The organism is Hyphomicrobium sulfonivorans, from assembly GCF_013306565.1.
In the GTDB taxonomy this organism is placed as follows: Bacteria; Pseudomonadota; Alphaproteobacteria; order Rhizobiales; family Hyphomicrobiaceae; genus Hyphomicrobium_A; species Hyphomicrobium_A sulfonivorans.
This window is the reverse complement of the sequence record NZ_PZPO01000006.1, coordinates 188,935-208,340: the sequence shown is the minus strand read 5'-3', so window position 1 is coordinate 208,340 and position 19,406 is coordinate 188,935. Positions and strand designations below refer to the sequence as shown.

Genomic DNA, 19,406 nt, shown 5'->3' with positions numbered 1-19,406 from the left:
CTTTAAGCGTTTGATCGGATAGGCGGCCAAACGCCATGCAGCTTTATAATTCAAAATGCGTGCTGGATAACTGAAACGCGCAGCAGCAATTACGGGTCGGCAGGGGGCAGTATTTGCATGTGTGGGATTGCTGGCTTCGTTCGCACTGATGGCGGCCCGGCTGAACGCGCAATCATCGAGCGGATGACGGATGCCGTTCGGCATCGCGGCCCGGATGGCAGCGGACATTTTGTCGATGGCCCGTTGGCGTTAGGGCACCGCCGGCTTTCAATTCTCGATCTGAGCGAGCACGGCGCACAGCCGATGCACGACGCGCGTGACGCGCTTGTGCTGACCTTCAACGGCGAGATCTACAATTACCTAGAAATCCGCGATGAACTGCGCGCCGAGGGATACACGTTCCGTTCCGACACCGATTCCGAAGTTATTCTGGCCGCGTATGACCGCTGGGGCGAAGCATGCGTGAACCGTTTCAACGGCATGTGGGCGTTTGCCATCTTTGATCGGCAGCGGCATCGGCTTTTTCTGTCGCGTGATCGCTTCGGAATAAAGCCGCTCTATTACTGCGAAAACAGCAGCGTTTTTGCGTTTGGCTCTGAGATCCGCCAGCTGCTGCCGTTCTGCGATCGCGTCGGCGCTAACATGGATGTGGTGCAGACGTTCCTTGTCACCAGCTTCAGCGATCTCGACGACCAGACCTTCTTCAAGGACATCCGCTGTCTGCCGGCTGGACACAGCGCAACCTTCGATCTTGAGCGGAATTACTTCACGATCCAGCGCTACTACGAGGTCAGCCGTCGCGAAGAGATCGGCAAGTTGTCGATCTCCGATGCCACCGAACAGTTTCTGGGCCTGTTTGAGGACGCGGTGCGCTTGCGCCTGCGGTCAGATGTCAAGGTTGGAACCTGTCTGAGTGGCGGACTTGACTCCTCATCGGTTGCGGCAACGGCATCTGGCATTTACCGACAGGCTGCCGAGGGCCGCTTCGGCGCCATTACGGCAGTCAGCGAGCAATCCTCAAACAATGAGGAACACTTCGCGGAGATGGTCGTTCGCTCCAGCGATCTCGACTGGCATCGCGCGCAACCGAGCTACGAAGACTTCGTCTCGTCACTGCCCCGCGTCGTGGAGGCTCAGGAGGAGCCGTTTGGCAGTCCTTCGCTGACCATGCAGCACTTCGTCATGAAGACGGCGCGCGACAACGGCATCGTCGTGCTTCTTGACGGTCAGGGCGGCGACGAAACACTGCTCGGTTACGAAAAATATTACGCGGCGTATATCGCCACCGCTTTCCGGCGGGATGGCGTCGGCGCAACGATCTCGGCGCTACGGGCGTCAGCGCGCAACAACGCCAAGATGCATCCCCTCAACATGGCAAAATATGTTGTCGGAGCGCTGGTCGCGCCGGCGCGCTATGCCTTCTACAAGCGCCGTCATCGCCACTTCAGTCAGCATGCCCCGATGCCCACCGCACTGTCGGCATTCTCCAAAAGCTGCCTCGACAGTTTCCGGCTGCAGAAGCTGGAGATCGAATCCACAAATCTTCCTGTGCTGCTGCGCTACGAAGACAAGAACTCGATGGCCCATAGCGTCGAGGCGCGCTTGCCGTTCCTGGATTATCGCCTGCTGGAGATGAGCCTGTCGCTGCCTGACCGCTACAAAATTCGCGACGGCTGGTCCAAATGGATTCTGCGCAAGGCCATGACCGATAGACTTCCTGAAAAAGTCGTATGGCGCAAAAACAAGTTTGGGTTCGAAGCCCCGGAAGATATCTGGCTCAGCAAACATGCTGACGAAATGCACCGGACTGTCATGGCGTCGCCGTTGCTGCGCGAAATGACATCAGCAGCCGCGCTTGAGAAAGCCATGCAGCGGCTGGATAAGCGGAGCCGCTGGCGACTTTACAGCGTTGCAATGTGGGAGCGCCAGTTCAGCGTGACAGCCTGAGCTGTTGAGATCGCCGAAGCGAATTGAAGGCCCATCACTTGTGGCCCTCAATCGGCTTTCGGCAAACGTGCCTTCTCTACGGCTGCGTTTCGACCAGTTGCAGCACGTCGCCGACCATTTCATAGCGCTCGCCAGTGCGCGGGCAGATCAGCTTCTCATCAAGTATCTCACCCGACCGTGACACCCAACCCATCCGACGCGCGGGAACACCGGCCATCAATGCAAACGCCGGCACCGATTTTGTGACAACCGCGCCCGCTGCGATCAGGCAGTATTCGCCCAGTTCATTGCCGCAGACGATGGTCGCGTTGGCACCGATCGTGGCGCCGCGCCGGACGCGGGTGATGCGAAACTCGTCCTTGCGCTCAACCTCAGCGCGCGGATTTATGACATTGGTGAAAACTGAAGATGGGCCGCAGAACACGCCATCCTCCAGCTCCACACCTTTATAAAGCGAGACGTTGTTCTGAATTTTGCAGTTGTCGCCGACAGGAACATTGGGCCCAATCATGACATTCTGCCCGATCGAGCAATTGCGACCGATACGACACCCCGAGAGGATATGGCTGAAATGCCAGACCTTCGACCCCTCGCCCAGTTCGACGCCATCATCTACGTAGGCACTTTCGTGCACAAAGGGTTGGCTGCTCATTCGTCCTTGCTTTCGTATTGGCGTTTGGGCGCACAGATTGCTTGGCTGCCATCGAATGGAAGCCTGTTCCCGCGTGGGTGACAACCGACAATCGGCTCGCCAAGCACAAAATCCTGCGACGGCCAGATCAGTATGCCCCTTACGCCGAATGATCGCAGAGACTAGCGACAGGTACCATTTTGCGCGGGAACAAAACCTCTTATCCCCAGCAAATAAGTTGCAAAACAAGCAGTCCCTGAGCTATCCACTCATGCTGGTGGAAGGGCGTTTTCACGGTGCTACATGACGTCCCTCGGGCTGGTCCTTCGTGACTGCGACACATTTTTCTCCCGGCGGGGGTATCCCAGACCTAATCTCTTCATTGCAGCAATTGCAGGACTTTTCCGTGGACAGAGTTGAAGGAAATATTGCGCTTATCGGACTGGGTTATGTCGGATTGCCGCTGGCCGTAGAGTTCGGAAAAAAGCGCCGCGTGGTCGGGTTCGATATCAATGCCGAACGCGTTGCAGAATTGCGCAAGGGCGTCGACCGCACCCTCGAAGTGGAGCCCGATGAGCTTGCCAGCGCAAAGCATCTCAGCTTCACCAACAATCCCGACGATCTCAAAGACTGCCGCTTTTTCATCATCACCGTTCCCACACCGATCGATAATGCCAACCGGCCGGATTTGAATCCGCTGATCAAGGCCTCCAACACAGTCGGCAGCGTGATGCCGAAGGGCGCGATCGTTATTTACGAATCGACTGTCTATCCCGGCGCAACCGAAGAAGTGTGCGTTCCGGCGCTGGCGGCGGCGTCCGGCATGGTCTTCAACCAAGACTTTTTCTGCGGCTACAGCCCCGAACGCATCAACCCCGCCGACAAGCAGCACAAGCTGCCAACGATCGTGAAGGTGACCAGCGGCTCAACGCCGGAGATCGCCGACATCGTTGATGCGCTTTATGCCTCGATCATCACCGCCGGCACACACAAGGCCAGCAGCATACAGGTGGCCGAAGCATCGAAGGTCATCGAGAACACACAGCGCGATCTCAATATCGCACTCATGAACGAGCTGTCCGTCGTGTTCGCCCGCGCAGGGATCGATACCGCCGAGGTGCTGGCTGCGGCCGGCACGAAATGGAACTTTCTCAATTTCCGGCCCGGTCTCGTTGGCGGTCACTGCATCGGCGTTGATCCCTACTATCTGACGCATAAGGCCGAGCAGATGGGCTATATCCCGCAGGTGATCCTGGCCGGGCGGCGTATCAACGACAACATGGGCCGCTATGTGGCGCGCAACACCGTCAAGCGCATGCTGAAAAGTGGCATCGACGTGCCGCGCAGCCGCATCGGTGTCATGGGCATCACCTTCAAGGAAAACTGCCCTGATGTGCGCAATTCCAAGGTCGTCGACCTCGTGCGCGAACTCAAGGAGCACGGCGCCGAGGTGATCGTCGAAGATCCGCTGGCCGATGCTGCAGAAGTTCGCGAGGAATACGGCATCCAGCTTTCGAAGATATCGGCCGACACTCCCGTCGACGCTCTCGTGGTCGCTGTCGGTCACGACAGTTATCGCAAGATGACATCCGATGAGATCAAGGCGCGCGTACGGGGCGCCGCGCCCATTCTTGTCGATGTCAAATCGCTATACGACCGCCGCGAATTCCAGAACCTGGGGTTCACCGTTTTCCGGCTTTAGCTCTCGCCGCAGGAGTGCCCACCATGACGGGGGTCAAAGACAGGAAAGTCCGTTTCGCGCTGGTCGGGTGCGGACGCATCGCCAAAAATCACTTCGGCGCCATCGCAACCCACAACGACCGTTGTGAGCTTGTCGATGTGTGCGACGTCGTTCCCGATGTCGTGCAGGCTGCGGCCAAGGAAACGGGCGCCAGGCCGCACACGTCGCTGGAAGCGATGCTGGCTTCGACCGATGCCGATTGCGTCGTGCTGACGACGCCGAGCGGTCTGCATCCGCAGCAGGCGATGCAAACGGCCGCTGCTGGCTTCCACGTCATGACCGAAAAGCCTATGGCGACACGCTGGAACGACGGCCTCGCCATGGTTGAGGCCTGCGATCGCGCGGGCGTTAAACTGTTCGTCGTCAAGCAGAACCGCCGCAACGCAACGCTGCAATTGCTGAAGCGCGCCGTTGAGGCCAAGCGTTTCGGGCGCATCTACTCGGTGGCGATCAACGTCTTCTGGACGCGCCCGCAGGAATATTACGACAGCGCGAAGTGGCGCGGCACGTGGGAGTTTGATGGCGGCGCCTATATGAATCAGGCCAGCCATTACATTGATTTGCTGGATTGGCTGATTGGCCCGCTTGAAAGCGTCATGGCCTACACCGCCACGTTGGCGCGCGATATCGAGGTCGAGGATACCGGTGTCGCTGCCCTGCGCTGGCGCAGCGGCGCGCTTGGTACGCTCAACGTTACCATGCTCACGCACCCCAAGAACTTCGAAGGCTCGATTACCATTCTCGGCGAGAACGGAACGGTGCGGATTGGCGGCGTTGCCGTCAACGAAATCCAGCATTGGGAGTTCGCGGAGAAGCTGCCCGAAGATGACGAGATCGCGCAGGCCAACTACGCCACGACCAGCGTTTATGGCTTCGGGCATCCGCTCTACTATGACAACGTCATCAATGTTCTCACCGGCAACGCCGAGCCGGAAACCGACGGGCGTGAGGGCCTCAAGTCACTTGAGCTGCTGATCGCGCTTTACATGTCCGCCCGTGACGGCCGTCGCGTTGCGCTGCCACTCCACTACTGACAAGCCGCGCGCGCACTCTCGCAAACAGTCTAAGTTTTGCGTGGACGGCATTCGTGACGGCCGACGTTCGAGACAGATTGCAAAAGGCTGATTGAGAGACACCATGCAATTCATCGATCTCAAGACGCAGCAAGCCGCGATCAAGGACGAGCTTGATCGGCGTATCGCAACGGTGCTGGCCCACGGCCAATACATCATGGGGCCGGAAGTTGCCGAGCTTGAGGCGGCGCTGGCGACCTATGTCGGCGTCAAGCATTGCATAAGTGTTTCCAGCGGAACCGAGGCGCTGCTCATCGCGCTGATGGCGCTCGGCGTTGGGCACGGCGACGAAGTTATCACCACGCCTTTCACCTTCGTCGCAACGGCTGAAGTGATCGTGTTGCTGGGTGCCAAGCCTGTTTTTGTCGATGTTGATCCGCGCACCGCCAACATCGACCCGACACTGATTGCCGCCAAAATCACGCCGCGCACCAAAGCCATCATCCCAGTCAGCCTTTATGGTCAGGTAGCGGAGATGGATGCCATCAACGCCATCGCCGACGCGCACGGCATTCCCGTCATCGAGGATGGCTGTCAGAGCTTCGGCTCCGACTACTACGGCCGCAAGAGTTGCGGGCTATCGACATTCGGCGCCACGAGCTTCTTTCCGTCCAAGCCGCTGGGATGCTACGGCGACGGCGGCGCTCTGTTCACAAACGATGACGCGCTCGCGCAGGCTGCTCGCGAGATCCGCGTACACGGCCAGAGCAAACGCTACGTGCACACCCGTATCGGCGTCGGTGGCCGGATGGACACGCTACAATGCGCAATCGTGCTCGCAAAGTTGCCCCGGTTCGACTGGGAAGTTGCCGAGCGCATCCGCATTGGCGCGCGTTACGATGTGCTGCTCCGCGAAAGGGTGCCCGGTTTCCGCACCGTCGATGTCGCTGATCCAAGCGCACTACTTACCGGCGCCCGCTCGCTGGCGATGCTGCAGGACCGCACCAGCGTGCACGCGCAATACACGGTTCTCGTTCCCAACCGTGCCGACGTGCAAAACCGCCTGCAAGCGGCCGGCGTGCCGACCGCGGTGCACTATCCGATTCCACTCAATGCTCAGGATGCATATCGTAGCCTTGGCAACAACGATCCCACTCCGGCCAGCGCATGGCTCGGTGCGCATGTGATGTCGTTGCCTATGGGGCCGGACCTGACCGCCGCCGATCAGGATCATGTTGTCGGCGCTCTCGCCAACGCACTGGCTGCCGCCGCGTAACGTAGCGGCCCTGCCATGATCATGATTTTGCTGGCGCGGGCGCTCGCCGACGCAATCTTTTCCGCTGTGGTTGCAGGTGCGTCGCCGACGCATGCAAAGTTTGCGGCATGGCGTGAGGCGCAACAAAATGCGGCACACGCCCGCCTCTGACCTAACCCGCCAATTTTTCAGCGATCAGGCGCGCGGCATCGCCATTGCCGTAGGGAAACGCCTCGGTTCCCTTGCGGCCTACAGCGGAGAGGATCTGCTCCGAAATCGCGGGGCCGTCCGGTGCAGCAAGCTGGTTCCAGCCAAGCTCGATCAGCTCCGTCCATTCCGTTTCGTCGCGCAGCGTGACGCAGGGAACGGCGTAAAAGAATGCTTCTTTCTGCACGCCGCCGGAGTCGGTGGCAATCACCGCCGCATTGGATTCCAGTGCGATCATGTCGAGATAGCCGACCGGATCGATCGTCTTCACACGCTCAAAGCGCAGACCCTGCCGTTCCATAGCTCCACGCGTGCGCGGATGCAGTGGCAGCACCACCGGTATCTGCTGCGCCACCCGATCGAGGGCCGCCACCAACGCGCCGAGACGCTGCGGGCTGTCGGTGTTCTCCGCGCGGTGCAATGTCGAGAGAACATAGCGCCCCGGTTCCAGGCCGAGATCGGCAAGCAGCGTGCGCTCCTTCGCGCGGTCTGCAAACAGCAGCGCAGCGTCGTACATCACGTCACCGACATGATGCACCTTGGCGGCATCGACGCCTTCGTGCAGCAGGTTCGCCACCGCCACATCGGTTGAAGCAAACAGCAGTTCCGAAAGGTGATCGGCAACTACGCGGTTGATCTCCTCCGGCATCGCGCGATTGAACGAGCGCAGACCAGCTTCGATATGGGCCACCGGAATATGCAGCTTGGCCGCCGTCAATGCGCCGGCCAGCGTCGAGTTGGTGTCGCCGTAAATCAGCACAACATCGGGGCGAATGTCCTGCAGCAGCGGCTCAATGCGTTGCAGCATCAGCCCTGTCATCGCACCGTGACCGCCGCCACCGACATCGAGATTATAGTCCGGCCGCGCGATGCCCAGTTCGTCGAAAAACACATCCGACATGTTGGCGTCGAAGTGCTGACCTGTGTGCACGAGGATTTCAGTGATCGAACCGGTGTCGCGCAACGCGCGGCTTACCGGAGCAACCTTGATGAACTGCGGCCTGGCGCCAACGATCGTGACAATGGTCTTCGCCGGTTTGCTCATCGCTATGTCCAGTTCTCAGCTCACAAAATCAGGCTGGGTCACACCTGGGCGCGACCTTCAATTTCCACCCGACATCAGATGACGGCGGAATCAACGTGACGACAGATGGCAAATATCGGGGCCACACTGCAATCTTTTCACGCGCAAATGACGGCATAACGCATCTGATGGCGCGGCCTCCGGAATGGGCACGCTCGCTGGCGGCTGTCGGTCTAATCCCGATCAAACGATGCTGACCAGTTGCAGGGGCTATGTTCAAGAAGTACTTTGCCCAACTGCGGAAGCCGCATATAGGCGACGTTCCGTCGGGACAGGATACGACGCTTCACCATGGACGTTATCACCAGCCCCTTCACGCTCGCGGCCGTGGCGCTTGGCTATCTGCTCGGGTCCATCCCATTTGGCCTGCTGCTGACCCGCGCGGCAGGCCTTGGCGACGTGCGCAAGATTGGCTCCGGCAACATCGGAGCGACCAATGTGCTGCGCACGGGCAACAAGCGCCTGGCCGCCCTCACGCTGGTGCTCGATGCGCTGAAGGGCACCGCTGCGGTGCTGATCGGGCGTTGGCTTGCGGAAAAGAGCGGCAACGCCAACGTCGCTGAAATCGCGCCGCTGCTGGCGGGTCTCGCTGCATTTCTCGGACATATTTTTCCGGTCTGGCTCGGCTTTCGCGGCGGCAAGGGTGTCGCCACTTTTATCGGCGTGCTGCTGGGCGTCGATTGGCGCGCCGCCCTGGCGTTCTGCGCCATCTGGCTGCTGGTCGCGGCTTTGACGCGCTATTCCTCTCTTTCAGCCCTGGTCGCAGCCGTTGCCGTGCCCGTCAGCATGTTCATCATGGGCCAGCACTCGGCGGCAATACTCGCGGGGCTCCTTTCCTTGATGCTGATCGCAAAGCATCACGCCAACATCCGGCGGTTGCTTGCGGGAGAGGAGCCACGGATCGGTGCCCGGGAGTGAGGCAGATCAGGCGCGAGGCTTCGCTGCGGCGCCGTTTGAGGGAGAGCAACGCATCGCGGCCATGCGCCTTGCGCGCTCCGAGAACGTCGGCCCGGCAACGTTCCGCGATCTTATTGCCCACTGCGGAACACCCGGCGCTGCACTGGAACGCCTGCCGGAATTATCCCGCCGCGGCGGACATCGCACCACGATACGCATCGCCGCCGCCAAGGACATCGAAGCTGAGCTGAAGCGCGCCAAACAATTTGGCGCCCGTTTCCTGCTTATTGGCGATGCAGACTATCCAGCCCCGCTCGCCGCGCTGGACGCTCCACCGCCGGTCATCGCCGTCAAGGGCGACACCGATCTGCTCAACCGCCCCAATGTCGGCATCGTTGGTTCGCGCGCCTGCTCGGCAGCGGGCACACGCATTGCCGCACAACTGGCGCGTGGCATAGGCCTCGGCGGCTTTGTCATCGCGTCCGGTCTGGCGCGGGGCATTGATGCCGCGGCGCACACCGCTGCGATGGAAACCGGCACTGTCGCGGTCGTGGCCAACGGGCTTGACGTGGTCTATCCGCCCGAGCACGAAGCTCTGCAACGTACCATCGGCGAACGCGGGTGCCTGGTCACTGAAATGCCGTTCGGCTATGTCGCCCGCGCGCAGTCATTTCCTCGGCGCAACCGCATCATTTCCGGCCTGTCGCTTGGCGTTGTCATCGTCGAAGCCGCCCGCCGCTCCGGCAGCCTCGTGACCGCGCGACTCGCGGCAGAACAGGGCCGCGAAGTCTTTGCGGTTCCTGGCCATCCGCTCGATCCGCGCGCCGAAGGCACCAATGGACTGCTGAAATCTGGTGCCACGCTGGTGACCGAGGCTGACGACGTGATCGTGGCGCTGATGCCGCTGACCGATACCCCGCTGCGCCATTTCCGCGAGGATCATCCGCCGACGTATCCGCACGCGGGCGCATGGCCTGCAGCTGGCTCCGCGGCTCCAGTTGCTGACCGCACAAGCCAGCGTGCCGTCGTCGCTAATCCCGGCCAAGCCAGCAGCCGCACAGCTATCGCCGGCGAAACCTTTGCACCCAGCCACACCAAAGCCGTCCGGATTGCCGCCAATGCTCCCGGCTCAGCATCCGAGGGCCGCGCCGTCGCAAATGATCGCGACACGATAATCAGCGCCCTCGGACCGGCACCGATCGACGTCGACAGCCTGGTTCGGACCACCGGACTGTCGATCCGCGCGGTTCAGGTGGCGTTGATCGAGCTGGCCCTCGCGGGACGGATCGAACGCCACGGCGCCGGCCTCATCTCTCTTGCGATGGGTGCGCCAAGCGATCCGTGACGCGCTGCCACAGTGGGCAACTGCCATCCGCCATCAACATTTGACAGCCAGCCCCGTCCGGAGAGGACGCCGCCGCAGCCGAAATCAAAAATATAACATCTAATTCAATCAATTAGATCGACAGCGCGGCGAGCGAACGCTTAAATATGCGTACTCTCATCCTTCTGAAAGCCGGGCTTCCACAAGTGCGGCCGCAAGAATGGCGGATAGAGTCCGCTGTCCCGAACGGTCTGAAAGCGCCTTGAGCTCAGAAATAATGTCACAAAGATAATCTAGCACGGCCAAATTCTGCGATTTCTTACAAGGGTGATCTAAGCTGCCGTTCCCGTTTTCGGGTTCAACCATATCGTCGTATGCCCCAACATGCTGCAACCAATTATATGCAGCACATATCACTCTCTATCTATGGTTGCAATCGTCTGGAATGCCCCGCTTGGCCCCGAATGTTTGACAGCGCCAAAATCCTCTCCCATGTTCCCGGGCCGAACGGACGCCTAAATTTCGCCCGATGCCGTGTTCATGGGCGTCAGATCCGTTCCCTCCCATTGATTTCGCGGCGCACCGCCAGATTGAAAGCCCTTAGATGAACGTCCTCATCGTAGAATCGGCTGCCAAGGCAAAGACGATCAACAAGTACCTGGGCAGCGGCTATAAGGTCATTGCCTCCTTTGGCCACGTGCGCGACCTGCCGGCCAAGAACGGCTCGGTCGAGCCGGACAATGACTTTGCGATGCACTGGGACGTGGACTCCAAGTCGCAGAGAATCATCAAGGAAATCGCCGACGCGGTCAAAAAGGCCGACAAGCTGATCCTCGCGACCGACCCTGATCGCGAGGGAGAGGCCATCTCGTGGCACATCCTGCAGATTCTTGAGGCGAAGAAAGTCATCAAGAAGGGCATGGAGATTGAGCGCGTCGCGTTCAACGCCGTGACCAAGCAGGCGATTTTGGCCGCGCTGGCCGAACCGCGGAAGATCGACACCCCGCTGGTTTCGGCTTACCTCGCCCGCCGCGCGCTGGATTATCTCGTCGGCTTCACCCTTTCGCCGGTGCTGTGGCGCAAGCTGCCCGGCGCCCGCTCCGCCGGACGCGTTCAGTCGGTGGCGCTGCGCCTGATCTGCGACCGTGAGCGCGAGATCGAGGTGTTCCGCACCGACGAATACTGGACCATCGACGCCACCATGGCGACCGGCAAGGGCGAGGAATTTTCCGCCCGCCTCAACGCCATCAACGGCGAAACGCTGAAGAAGCTGGACATCAAGACCGGTGATGAGGCCCACGCCATCAAGGCGGCCATCGAGAAGGGCGATTTCAAGATCGTTTCGGTCGACAAGAAGGGCGTGAAGCGCAACCCCTACCCGCCGTTCGCCACTTCAACGCTGCAGATGGACGCCTCCCGCAAGCTGGGCTTTTCCGCCAAGCACACCATGCAGGTGGCCCAGCGCCTCTATGAAGGCGTCGACATCGGCGGCGAGACGGTCGGCCTCATCACCTATATGCGAACCGACGGCATCACCATCGTGCCGGAGGCCGTCAACTCGATCCGAGGCATGATCGCCCGCGAATATTCGCAGAAGTACGTTGCGCCGTTCATCCGCGAATACAAAACCAAGGCCAAGAACGCGCAGGAAGCGCACGAAGCTATCCGTCCGACCGAGGTGTCACGCCGCCCGCAGGACGTCGCCAAGTATCTCGATCGCGATCAGGCACGTCTTTATGAACTGGTGTGGAAGCGCGCCGTGGCCAGCCAGATGGCATCGGCCGAAGTCGAGCAGACCACCGCTGACATTGCCGTCAAAGGCCGCGACGGTAAGGCCTACACGCTGCGCGCCACCGGCTCTGTCATCAAGTTCGACGGCTTCCTGAAGGTCTATGAGGAAGGCCGCGACGAGCGCCTGCATGCCGCCAAGGGCAAGGACGATACCGCTGGCGAGGATGATTCCAGCCGCCGCCTGCCGGCGCTGAACTCCGGCGATGCCGTGACCGACCGCGCCATCGAAGCCGAGCAGCACTTCACTCAGCCGCCGCCGCGTTATTCCGAAGCGACGCTGGTCAAAAAGATGGAAGAGCTGGGCATCGGCCGTCCTTCCACCTACGCCTCGACGCTCGCGGTGCTGCAGGATCGCGAATATGTGCGCACCGACAAGAAGCGGCTGATCCCGGAAGACAAAGGCCGGCTTGTGATCGCGTTCCTGGAGGGCTTCTTCCAGCGCTACGTCGAGTATGATTTCACCGCCGCACTCGAAGATCAGCTCGATCAGATTTCCGACGGCAAGCTGGAATGGAAGGATGTTCTGCGCGACTTCTGGCGCGACTTCACCGGCGCCGTCGATGAGATCAAGGATCTGCGCGTCGGCGAAGTGCTGGAAGCGCTGAACGAGATCTTGGGTCCGCACATCTTCCCCGAGCGCGAAGATGGCACCGATCCGCGCATCTGCCCGTCGTGCAATTCCGGCCGCCTCAGCCTCAAGATCTCCGGCAAGTTCGGCGCCTTTATCGGTTGCGGAAATTATCCTGAGTGCCGTTACACGCGGCAGCTCAGCGATGTGTCCGGCACCGGCAGCGCCGATGGCGAAGCCGCCGGCCCCGATGGCAAGCTGCTGGGTCATGATCCGGAATCTGGCCTGGCGGTCACACTGCGCACCGGCCGCTTCGGCCCCTATCTGCAGCTCGGCGAAGCCGGCGAAGATGAAAAGCCCAAGCGCGCCAGCATTCCCAAGGGCGTCGATGCCGGTTCGGTTGATCTGGAATATGCGCTGAAGCTGCTGTCGCTGCCGCGCGAAGTTGGCATGCATCCGGAAACCGGCAAGCCGATCAGCGCCGGTCTCGGCCGCTATGGTCCATTCGTGCTGCACGACGGCATGTACGCCAACGTCGAGAATGTCGAAGAGGTGTTCTCCGTCGGTCTCAACCGCGCGGTCGCGCTGCTGGCTGAGAAGGCCGCAGGTGGCAAGGGTCGCTTTAATCGTCCCAAGGCAACGGTGCTGAAGGAGCTGGGCGAGCATCCCGATGGCGGCGGCAAGATCGAGGTGCTTTCGGGGCGCTATGGCCCGTATGTGAAGCACGGCGACGTCAACGCCACCATCCCCAAGGGCAAGGATCCCGCGACGCTGTCAGTTGCTGATGCCGTTGCACTGATCGCCGAGCGCGCCGCCAAGGGCCCGTCCTCGAAGAAAAAGCCTGTGCGCAAGGCAGCTGCAAAGGCTGAGCCGAAGGCAAAACCCGCCGCCAAGGTCACCAAATCATCTAAACCTGCAAAGGCGGCGGAGCCGAAAGCGGCCGCAAAGAAAGCGGCAAAACCTGCCGCCAAGACCAAAGCGGCGGCCAAGCCAGCCGCCAAGGGCCGTGCCACCAAGAAGGCTTCGGCCGCGCAAGCGGAGAGTTAATCCGCCCCACCACTCGCCGGGCATCCTGACATGGCACGCAAACCAACGCCGCGCACACCCAAGGCCAAACGCAACGGCCCAAAGCAGCGCGGCGGCGGCGCTGCGCTCCGTAGCGGCGGCGGTGCAATGCCCACCCGCGAAGAGGTGATGGAGTTCGTCCGCACTTCGCAGGGCAAGGTGGGCAAGCGCGAGATTGCCCGCGCCTTCGGCATCAAGGGCCCGCAGCGGCTCGACCTCAATCGGCTGCTGGCGGAGATGTCGGACGAAGGCGAGCTTTCCTCCGGCCGCAAGCACCTGCGTCCCAAGGGCGGACTGCCCGCCGTCACCGTGATTGAGATCGTCGGCCGCGATGACGACGGCGACCTGATCGCCAAGCCGGCCGTGTGGGAAGATGAAGGCGAACGGCCGGCAATCCTGCTGGTCGCCGCGCACGCGCGCGGACCGGAAATCGATGTCGAGGCCAGCATCGGCGTCGGCGACCGCGTGCTCTCGCGCATCAGCGAAATCCACGAGCCGGAAGAAGGCGGCTATCGCTTCGAAGCCCACCCGATCAAAAAGCTGCCGCGCGAGAAGCGCCGTCTGGTTGGCGTGTTTCGCGCCAGCAGGAAGGGCGGCGGCAACATCGAACCGATCGATCGCAAGCAGCTCCGTTCCTGGTCGATCGCCCCCGGCGATGAAGGCCCGGCGAAGGACGGCGATCTCGTGCGCTTCGATCTGGCGCGCAAGGGCCGCATGCATGTGCCGCAGGCACGCATTCTGGAAACGCTGGGCAACCCGAACGATCAGCGCCAGATCAGCCTCATCGCCGTACACACCCACGGCATTCCTGATGACTTCCCCGAAGGCGTCATCTCAGAATCGAAGGCGCTGCAAGAAGCGACGCTGGCCGGACGCACCGACCTGCGCGACATTCCGCTGATTACTATCGATCCGCCCGATGCGCGCGATCACGACGACGCCGTTTACGCCGAGCCCGACAGCGATCCAGCAAATCCCGGCGGCTTTATTGTTTATGTGGCGATCGCCGACGTTTCCTATTTCGTGCGCCCCGGATCGCGCCTCGATCGCGAAGCACAACTGCGCGGCAACTCGGTTTACTTCCCGGACCGCGTCGTGCCGATGCTGCCGGAGCGGATCTCGAACGACCTGTGCTCGCTGCGCGAAGGCGAAAACCGCGCCTGTCTGGCCGTACGCATGGTGTTCGACAAGGACGGCGCCAAGCGCAGCCACACGTTCATGCGCGGGCTGATGCGCTCGGCTGCGAAACTCAGCTATCAGGAAGCGCAAGCCGCCATCGACGGCAATCCTTCCGACAAGGCCGGACCGTTGCTCGAAGGCATTCTGCGGCCGCTGTGGGATGCCTATGCGGTGCTGGCTGCAGCGCGCGACAAACGCGGTCCGCTGGATCTCGACCTGCCCGAGCGCAAGATCGTGCTCGACGAAACCGGACACGTTGCCGACGTCGTGACGCCTGAACGGCTCACTGCGCACCGCCTGATCGAAGAATTCATGATTCAGGCCAACGTCGCGGCCGCCGAAATGCTGGAGCAGAAGAAGACGCCGGTCGTCTACCGCATCCACGATCAGCCTTCGAAGGAGAAGCTGGCCAGCCTGCGCGACTTCCTCGACACCATCGGCATGAAGCTGCCGCAGGCATCGAGCCTGCGCGCATCGCACTTCAACGGCATCCTGAAGCACGCGAAGGAAATGCCTGTCGCTGATCTCGTCAACGAGGTGGTGCTGCGCAGCCAGAGCCAGGCTGAATACAACATCGAGAACGTCGGCCATTTCGGCCTCAACCTGCGCCGCTATGCCCATTTCACCTCGCCCATCCGCCGGTATGCGGATCTGCTTGTGCATCGCGCGCTGGTGAAGGCCATCAAGCTGGGCGAAGGCGGGCTAGACGACAGCGAAGTTCCGCGCCTGCGCGAGATTGCGCAGCAAATCTCTGAAGCGGAACGGCGCGCCATGGCGGCGGAGCGCGAGACCATCGACCGTCTGATCGCGGCGCATCTGGCTGATCGCATCGGCGCGAAGTTCGCAGGCCGCATCGCCGGCGTCACGCGCTCGGGGCTGTTCGTGCGTCTCAGCGAGACCGGTGCTGACGGCTTCGTTCCGGTATCGTCGCTGGGCACCGACTTCTTCAATCACGTCGAGGCCGAGCACGCGCTCGTCGGCAAGCGCAGCGGCGAAACCTATCGGCTGGGCGACAATGTCGAAGTGCGGCTGGTGGAAGCTATTCCCTCGGCCGGTGCGCTGCGGTTCGAGATGTTAACCGAGGGCAAGCGTGGGCGAGTTGCCGCGCCCTATGCCGGTCCGCAGCTGAAAATGCGGCGTGGCAAGCCTCGCCGGCGCTGAACGGGTCAATTCGATGCGGCCATTGCGCTATTGACCTCAGTCAATCGGGGGATCACGTTATGTCGCGGCCAACAGTGCAATTCAAACACGCGCAAAATAGCGGCCGGCAAACGAGGCGAGGTAAAGCCCGATGACTGAGACACCGCAAACCTTCTCCGACAAGCCTGCACCACGCGCCGCTGAGCAGCGCGACTGGGGACAGGCCATGAGGCGCGGGACGTTCGGCAAGTGCCCTGCGTGCGGCGAGGGTCAGTTGTTCCGCAAATATCTCAAGGTGGCCGATAGCTGCCCCAAGTGCGGCGAGGAGTTGCACCATCATCGCGCCGATGACGCACCGCCCTATTTCACGATGCTGATCGTCTGTCACTTCATCGTCGCAGGTGTCATGGCGGTGGAGGAGCATTACCAGCCGAGCTACTGGCTCCACATTGCTCTCTGGTTCCCGCTAACCATCGGCATGTGCATGTGGATGCTGCCGCACATCAAGGGCTCGCTGGTCGGCCTGCAGTGGGCGCTGCGTATGCATGGCTTCGATGGACATGATCCGCTAGAGCCTTCTTTGGGTGAACCGGCCAGCGCCTCGAACCCCAAGGCGACACTTTAACCATATGTAGAGCGCGCGGCTTGCTTGACAGGCCGCCCGCGCTGGCTATGTTGCCGGCTCTCCGCAGCCTGTGCGGACGTTGTCAGATTTCGCCCGAAGGTTTCCTTACTATGGCTAAGCCCATCACGCAGAAGATCAAACTGCTCTCGACCGCCGGCACGGGCTTCTTTTACGTCACGAAGAAGAACCCGCGCACCAGCACCGAAAAGCTGGTGTTCAAGAAGTATGACCCGGTCGTGAAGAAGCACGTCGAGTTCAAGGAAACCAAGATCAAGTAAGCCACGCGCGCGCAGCCCAATGCGTGCAGCGGATGCACCACCGTCAGCAGGGGCGTGGCGGTGGATGTTCTTCTATTGTCTAAATTCTGGAAATGGCGACGACTTGGACCTGGGTTGATCAGGCCCGAGCATGACTGCTCGCGAAAATTACCTTGATCAGGGCCCGCAACCAAACCCGGCAGCGGGGTAGTGAAGTCCGAGAAAGCCACGGACCCTGATCTAGTAACCAGATGGATCGTCAAAGAGGGCGTTGACTCACCGCCTGGCGCCGTGGCCGGTCCTATGCAGCTTCAACGAGGAGGCCACTCTAGCTGCTGCGACCGAGACCACGATTTTCCGTTCTATCAGGAAATGCGGCGGACCTGATAGCGCGGAAACCCGGTAAACAAATGGTGGTATGCGGCCGCCTAGACGAGCCTGCCCACACACCGAATTTTAACGAGCCCCTCGATAATTCCTAATCTGACAGAGGACTCTAGTTAACGCAAGTTATGCTTTGACTGTGCTCTATTAACCACGATGAGTCGTCCATGTCGCCACGCTTGACCTGAACCCGGTCAAATCGAGCTTTAGATAAGGACGGCGCAGCTAAAGGCAGCGCCGTTCTTTTTGTTTATTCAGATGATTAGCATTAGGCGGCGTTTGCTTCGACGCGATTTCGACCAGCACGCTTGGCCACAAACAGCGCCTGATCCGCACGCCGGAACACCGTCTCCGGTGTGTCATCGCCGCACTCCAGGGTTGCAAGCCCAACGCTTGCCGTCAGATTGATGCTGCACGCAGGGCTTACCTGAAACACATCTGACGCAATGGAAGCCCGCAGCCGCTCGCCCACCTGGAACGCCCGGCTCATATCCGTATCGGGCATGATCACCAGAAACTCTTCGCCGCCATAACGGCACGCCAGATCGATGCCGCGCGTGTTACGGCGGAAGCGAACCGAGAACTCGCGTAACACCGCATCGCCGATGTCATGGCCGTAGGTGTCATTCACGTGCTTGAAGTGGTCGATGTCTGCCAGCAGCACAGAAAGCGCACGGCCGGTTCTGCGGGCTTCCTCAACCAATGTGGTGAGGTGCGTTTCCATATAGCGGCGGTTATGCAGCCCCGTCAGCGCATCGATCACGGACGCCTCGATGCTCTCCTCCAGGCGATCACGCAGATGATCGGAGTAACGCTTGCGGCGCACCTGCGTTTTCACGCGTGCCAGCAGCTCGTTCTCGTCCACCGGCCGCATGATGTAGTCGTTGACGCCCATGTCGAGAGCACGCAGCAAACGGGCTTCGTAGCCGGGCTCAACAACCAGAATGATCGGCAGATGCCGCGTGCGAGAAACCGAACGGATCTGCGAACACAGACGCAATGCGTCGGCCTGCGCCAGCGAGAGCGAAATGATCGCCAAGTCGTATTCGCCGTCCGAAAGCTCATCCAGAGCAGCTGTGGGCCCGGAAACAACCGTCGGCAGGTGGATCGTCGCCACCCAGTTTGCGATACGGTTGGCGTTGCGCTGATCATCATCGACAATCAAGACGCGGCTTTTCTCATTAGACAGCGCCTTCAACAGCGCCGCATCCTCGTTAATGCCGAGCTGCCGCCCCGTGAGCGCACGCAACAGCATTTCATCGGTCAGCGTCTTCAGACGCGCAAGATTCTTCACGCGTGTAATCAGCGCGATGTCATCAACGGGCTTGGTCAGAAAATCGTCCGCGCCGCTCTGCAAGCCACGCACGCGGTCGGATACCTGATCCAGCGCAGTCACCAGGATGATCGGGATGTGATGCGTCTTGGGATTGGACTTGAGCCGGCGGCAGACTTCAAAGCCATCCATGCCCGGCATCATCACGTCGAGCAGCACAACATCCACACGCTCGCGTTCGCAGACGTCCAGTGCTTCAGGGCCGCTACTAGCCGTGAGGACATCGAAATATTCAGCGGAAAGCCGGGCTTCGAGCAGCTTCACATTGGCTGAAATATCGTCGACTACGAGTACGCGTGCAGTCATCTTCGATTACCACTACTCAACTTGGGCACTCAACTTCGGCGCACAATTTACAACAGTGTCAGGAGCGCGGTTCGCCGACGAAGCGCTGCACGGTCTCAAGGAAGTGTCCGACCGATATCGGCTTGGAAATGTAGGCCTCGCATCCGCCGGAGCGGATTCGCTCTTCATCGCCCTTCATGGCGAATGCGGTGATAGCCACAACAGGAATGTCTCGGAGCACGTCGTCTTCCTTGATCCACTTCGTGACCTCCAGCCCCGAAATTTCCGGAAGCTGAATGTCCATCAGGATGAGTGCGGGATGGTGACGACGGGCGAGATCGAGCGCTTCCAGACCGTTTCGCGTTTGAATGGTCTCATAGCCATGCGCAGCCAGAATATCGTGGAAGAGCTTCATATTTAGCTCGTTGTCTTCCACAATGAGAACCGTTCTCCGTGCCGCCCTAGGCACTGGCGCGTGCGGCCCGGTGTTGGTCTCCTGTATATTCATGGCGTTGCAGCTCGTACTCCTTGGCCCACTTGTGCACCGATTCTCACCATCACAATGATCGTGAGTTTGCGTGCGAAGGCGTAACCAACAGTTAATGAATAGCCGAGCGGACCACGTTCGCGCCGACACGTCATATATTCTGCGATCTTTAGGTGAATTCGAGGTTGAGACC

General features: G+C 60.7%; 14 protein-coding genes. 10 read left to right on the top strand and 4 right to left on the bottom strand.

Translation table 11 applies throughout. The annotated features are described in order from the left end of the window. The first annotated feature begins 117 nt into the window (after positions 1 to 117). On the top strand, positions 118 to 1,947 hold the full coding sequence (asnB, locus tag C6Y62_RS14365; RefSeq protein ID WP_173954501.1) for an asparagine synthase (glutamine-hydrolyzing): 1,830 nt from the start codon (positions 118 to 120) through the stop codon (positions 1,945 to 1,947). Between the two features lie 76 nt (positions 1,948 to 2,023). Here asnB and C6Y62_RS14360 read toward each other — a convergent pair whose 3' ends face one another. Continuing rightward, positions 2,024 to 2,599: an N-acetyltransferase gene (locus C6Y62_RS14360; protein ID WP_173954500.1), complete on the bottom strand. Its 576-nt coding sequence runs from the start codon at positions 2,597 to 2,599 to the stop codon at positions 2,024 to 2,026. A gap of 385 nt (positions 2,600 to 2,984) precedes the next feature. On the opposite strand from C6Y62_RS14360, the gene C6Y62_RS14355 reads away from it, so the two are divergent. The 3 genes from C6Y62_RS14355 (at position 2,985) to C6Y62_RS14345 (ending at position 6,608) form a co-directional block, all read left to right on the top strand. Then, a complete protein-coding gene (locus tag C6Y62_RS14355) occupies positions 2,985 to 4,280 on the top strand; it encodes a nucleotide sugar dehydrogenase (protein ID WP_173954499.1) in 1,296 nt (431 codons plus the stop codon). Positions 4,281 to 4,303: 23 nt separating this feature from the next. Then, positions 4,304 to 5,353, top strand: coding sequence for a Gfo/Idh/MocA family protein (locus tag C6Y62_RS14350; RefSeq protein ID WP_173954498.1), 1,050 nt, complete (start codon positions 4,304 to 4,306; stop codon positions 5,351 to 5,353). A gap of 103 nt (positions 5,354 to 5,456) precedes the next feature. Beyond that, entirely contained in the window at positions 5,457 to 6,608 is a 1,152-nt protein-coding gene (locus C6Y62_RS14345) for a DegT/DnrJ/EryC1/StrS family aminotransferase (RefSeq protein WP_173954497.1), read from the top strand. 151 nt (positions 6,609 to 6,759) lie between these two features. Here the strand turns inward: C6Y62_RS14345 and wecB are convergent, their stop codons facing one another. Further along, complete coding sequence (wecB, locus tag C6Y62_RS14340; RefSeq protein ID WP_173954496.1) at positions 6,760 to 7,839, bottom strand: non-hydrolyzing UDP-N-acetylglucosamine 2-epimerase; 1,080 nt, start codon at positions 7,837 to 7,839, stop codon at positions 6,760 to 6,762. Positions 7,840 to 8,169: 330 nt separating this feature from the next. On the opposite strand from wecB, the gene plsY reads away from it, so the two are divergent. The 6 genes from plsY to rpmG all read left to right on the top strand — a co-directional run bounded on the left by plsY (position 8,170) and on the right by rpmG (position 16,745). Continuing rightward, complete coding sequence (gene plsY / locus C6Y62_RS14335) at positions 8,170 to 8,796, top strand: glycerol-3-phosphate 1-O-acyltransferase PlsY (protein ID WP_173954495.1); 627 nt, start codon at positions 8,170 to 8,172, stop codon at positions 8,794 to 8,796. Continuing rightward, positions 8,783 to 10,120: a DNA-processing protein DprA gene (gene dprA, locus C6Y62_RS14330; RefSeq protein WP_338074350.1), complete on the top strand. Its 1,338-nt coding sequence runs from the start codon at positions 8,783 to 8,785 to the stop codon at positions 10,118 to 10,120. Before plsY ends, dprA begins: the two co-directional genes overlap by 14 nt. A gap of 583 nt (positions 10,121 to 10,703) precedes the next feature. Beyond that, entirely contained in the window at positions 10,704 to 13,505 is a 2,802-nt protein-coding gene (topA, locus tag C6Y62_RS14320; protein ID WP_173954494.1) for a type I DNA topoisomerase, read from the top strand. A 30-nt stretch (positions 13,506 to 13,535) separates the two neighbouring features. Continuing rightward, positions 13,536 to 15,863: a ribonuclease R gene (gene rnr, locus C6Y62_RS14315; protein ID WP_173954493.1), complete on the top strand. Its 2,328-nt coding sequence runs from the start codon at positions 13,536 to 13,538 to the stop codon at positions 15,861 to 15,863. Positions 15,864 to 15,993: 130 nt separating this feature from the next. Then, on the top strand, positions 15,994 to 16,467 hold the full coding sequence (locus C6Y62_RS14310; protein ID WP_068460213.1) for a DUF983 domain-containing protein: 474 nt from the start codon (positions 15,994 to 15,996) through the stop codon (positions 16,465 to 16,467). A gap of 110 nt (positions 16,468 to 16,577) precedes the next feature. Next, positions 16,578 to 16,745 (top strand): 50S ribosomal protein L33, encoded by a 168-nt coding sequence (rpmG, locus tag C6Y62_RS14305; RefSeq protein WP_068460210.1) that lies wholly within the window; start codon positions 16,578 to 16,580, stop codon positions 16,743 to 16,745. A gap of 631 nt (positions 16,746 to 17,376) precedes the next feature. Here the strand turns inward: rpmG and C6Y62_RS14300 are convergent. Next, entirely contained in the window at positions 17,377 to 18,747 is a 1,371-nt protein-coding gene (locus tag C6Y62_RS14300; protein WP_068460208.1) for a PleD family two-component system response regulator, read from the bottom strand. Positions 18,748 to 18,805: 58 nt separating this feature from the next. Continuing rightward, positions 18,806 to 19,234 (bottom strand): response regulator, encoded by a 429-nt coding sequence (locus C6Y62_RS14295; RefSeq protein WP_068460206.1) that lies wholly within the window; start codon positions 19,232 to 19,234, stop codon positions 18,806 to 18,808. Between the last annotated feature and the right edge of the window lie 172 nt (positions 19,235 to 19,406).

Coding starts and splice junctions, on each gene's coding strand:
- C6Y62_RS14350 (WP_173954498.1), top strand. CDS start 4,304: ATGACGGGGGTCAAAGACAGGAAAGTCCGTTTCGCGCTGGTCGGGTGC.
- asnB (WP_173954501.1), top strand. CDS start 118: ATGTGTGGGATTGCTGGCTTCGTTCGCACTGATGGCGGCCCGGCTGAA.
- C6Y62_RS14310 (WP_068460213.1), top strand. CDS start 15,994: ATGACTGAGACACCGCAAACCTTCTCCGACAAGCCTGCACCACGCGCC.
- topA (WP_173954494.1), top strand. CDS start 10,704: ATGAACGTCCTCATCGTAGAATCGGCTGCCAAGGCAAAGACGATCAAC.
- wecB (WP_173954496.1), bottom strand. CDS start 7,839: ATGAGCAAACCGGCGAAGACCATTGTCACGATCGTTGGCGCCAGGCCG.
- rpmG (WP_068460210.1), top strand. CDS start 16,578: ATGGCTAAGCCCATCACGCAGAAGATCAAACTGCTCTCGACCGCCGGC.
- C6Y62_RS14360 (WP_173954500.1), bottom strand. CDS start 2,599: ATGAGCAGCCAACCCTTTGTGCACGAAAGTGCCTACGTAGATGATGGC.
- C6Y62_RS14295 (WP_068460206.1), bottom strand. CDS start 19,234: ATGAATATACAGGAGACCAACACCGGGCCGCACGCGCCAGTGCCTAGG.
- C6Y62_RS14300 (WP_068460208.1), bottom strand. CDS start 18,747: ATGACTGCACGCGTACTCGTAGTCGACGATATTTCAGCCAATGTGAAG.
- plsY (WP_173954495.1), top strand. CDS start 8,170: ATGGACGTTATCACCAGCCCCTTCACGCTCGCGGCCGTGGCGCTTGGC.
- rnr (WP_173954493.1), top strand. CDS start 13,536: ATGGCACGCAAACCAACGCCGCGCACACCCAAGGCCAAACGCAACGGC.
- C6Y62_RS14345 (WP_173954497.1), top strand. CDS start 5,457: ATGCAATTCATCGATCTCAAGACGCAGCAAGCCGCGATCAAGGACGAG.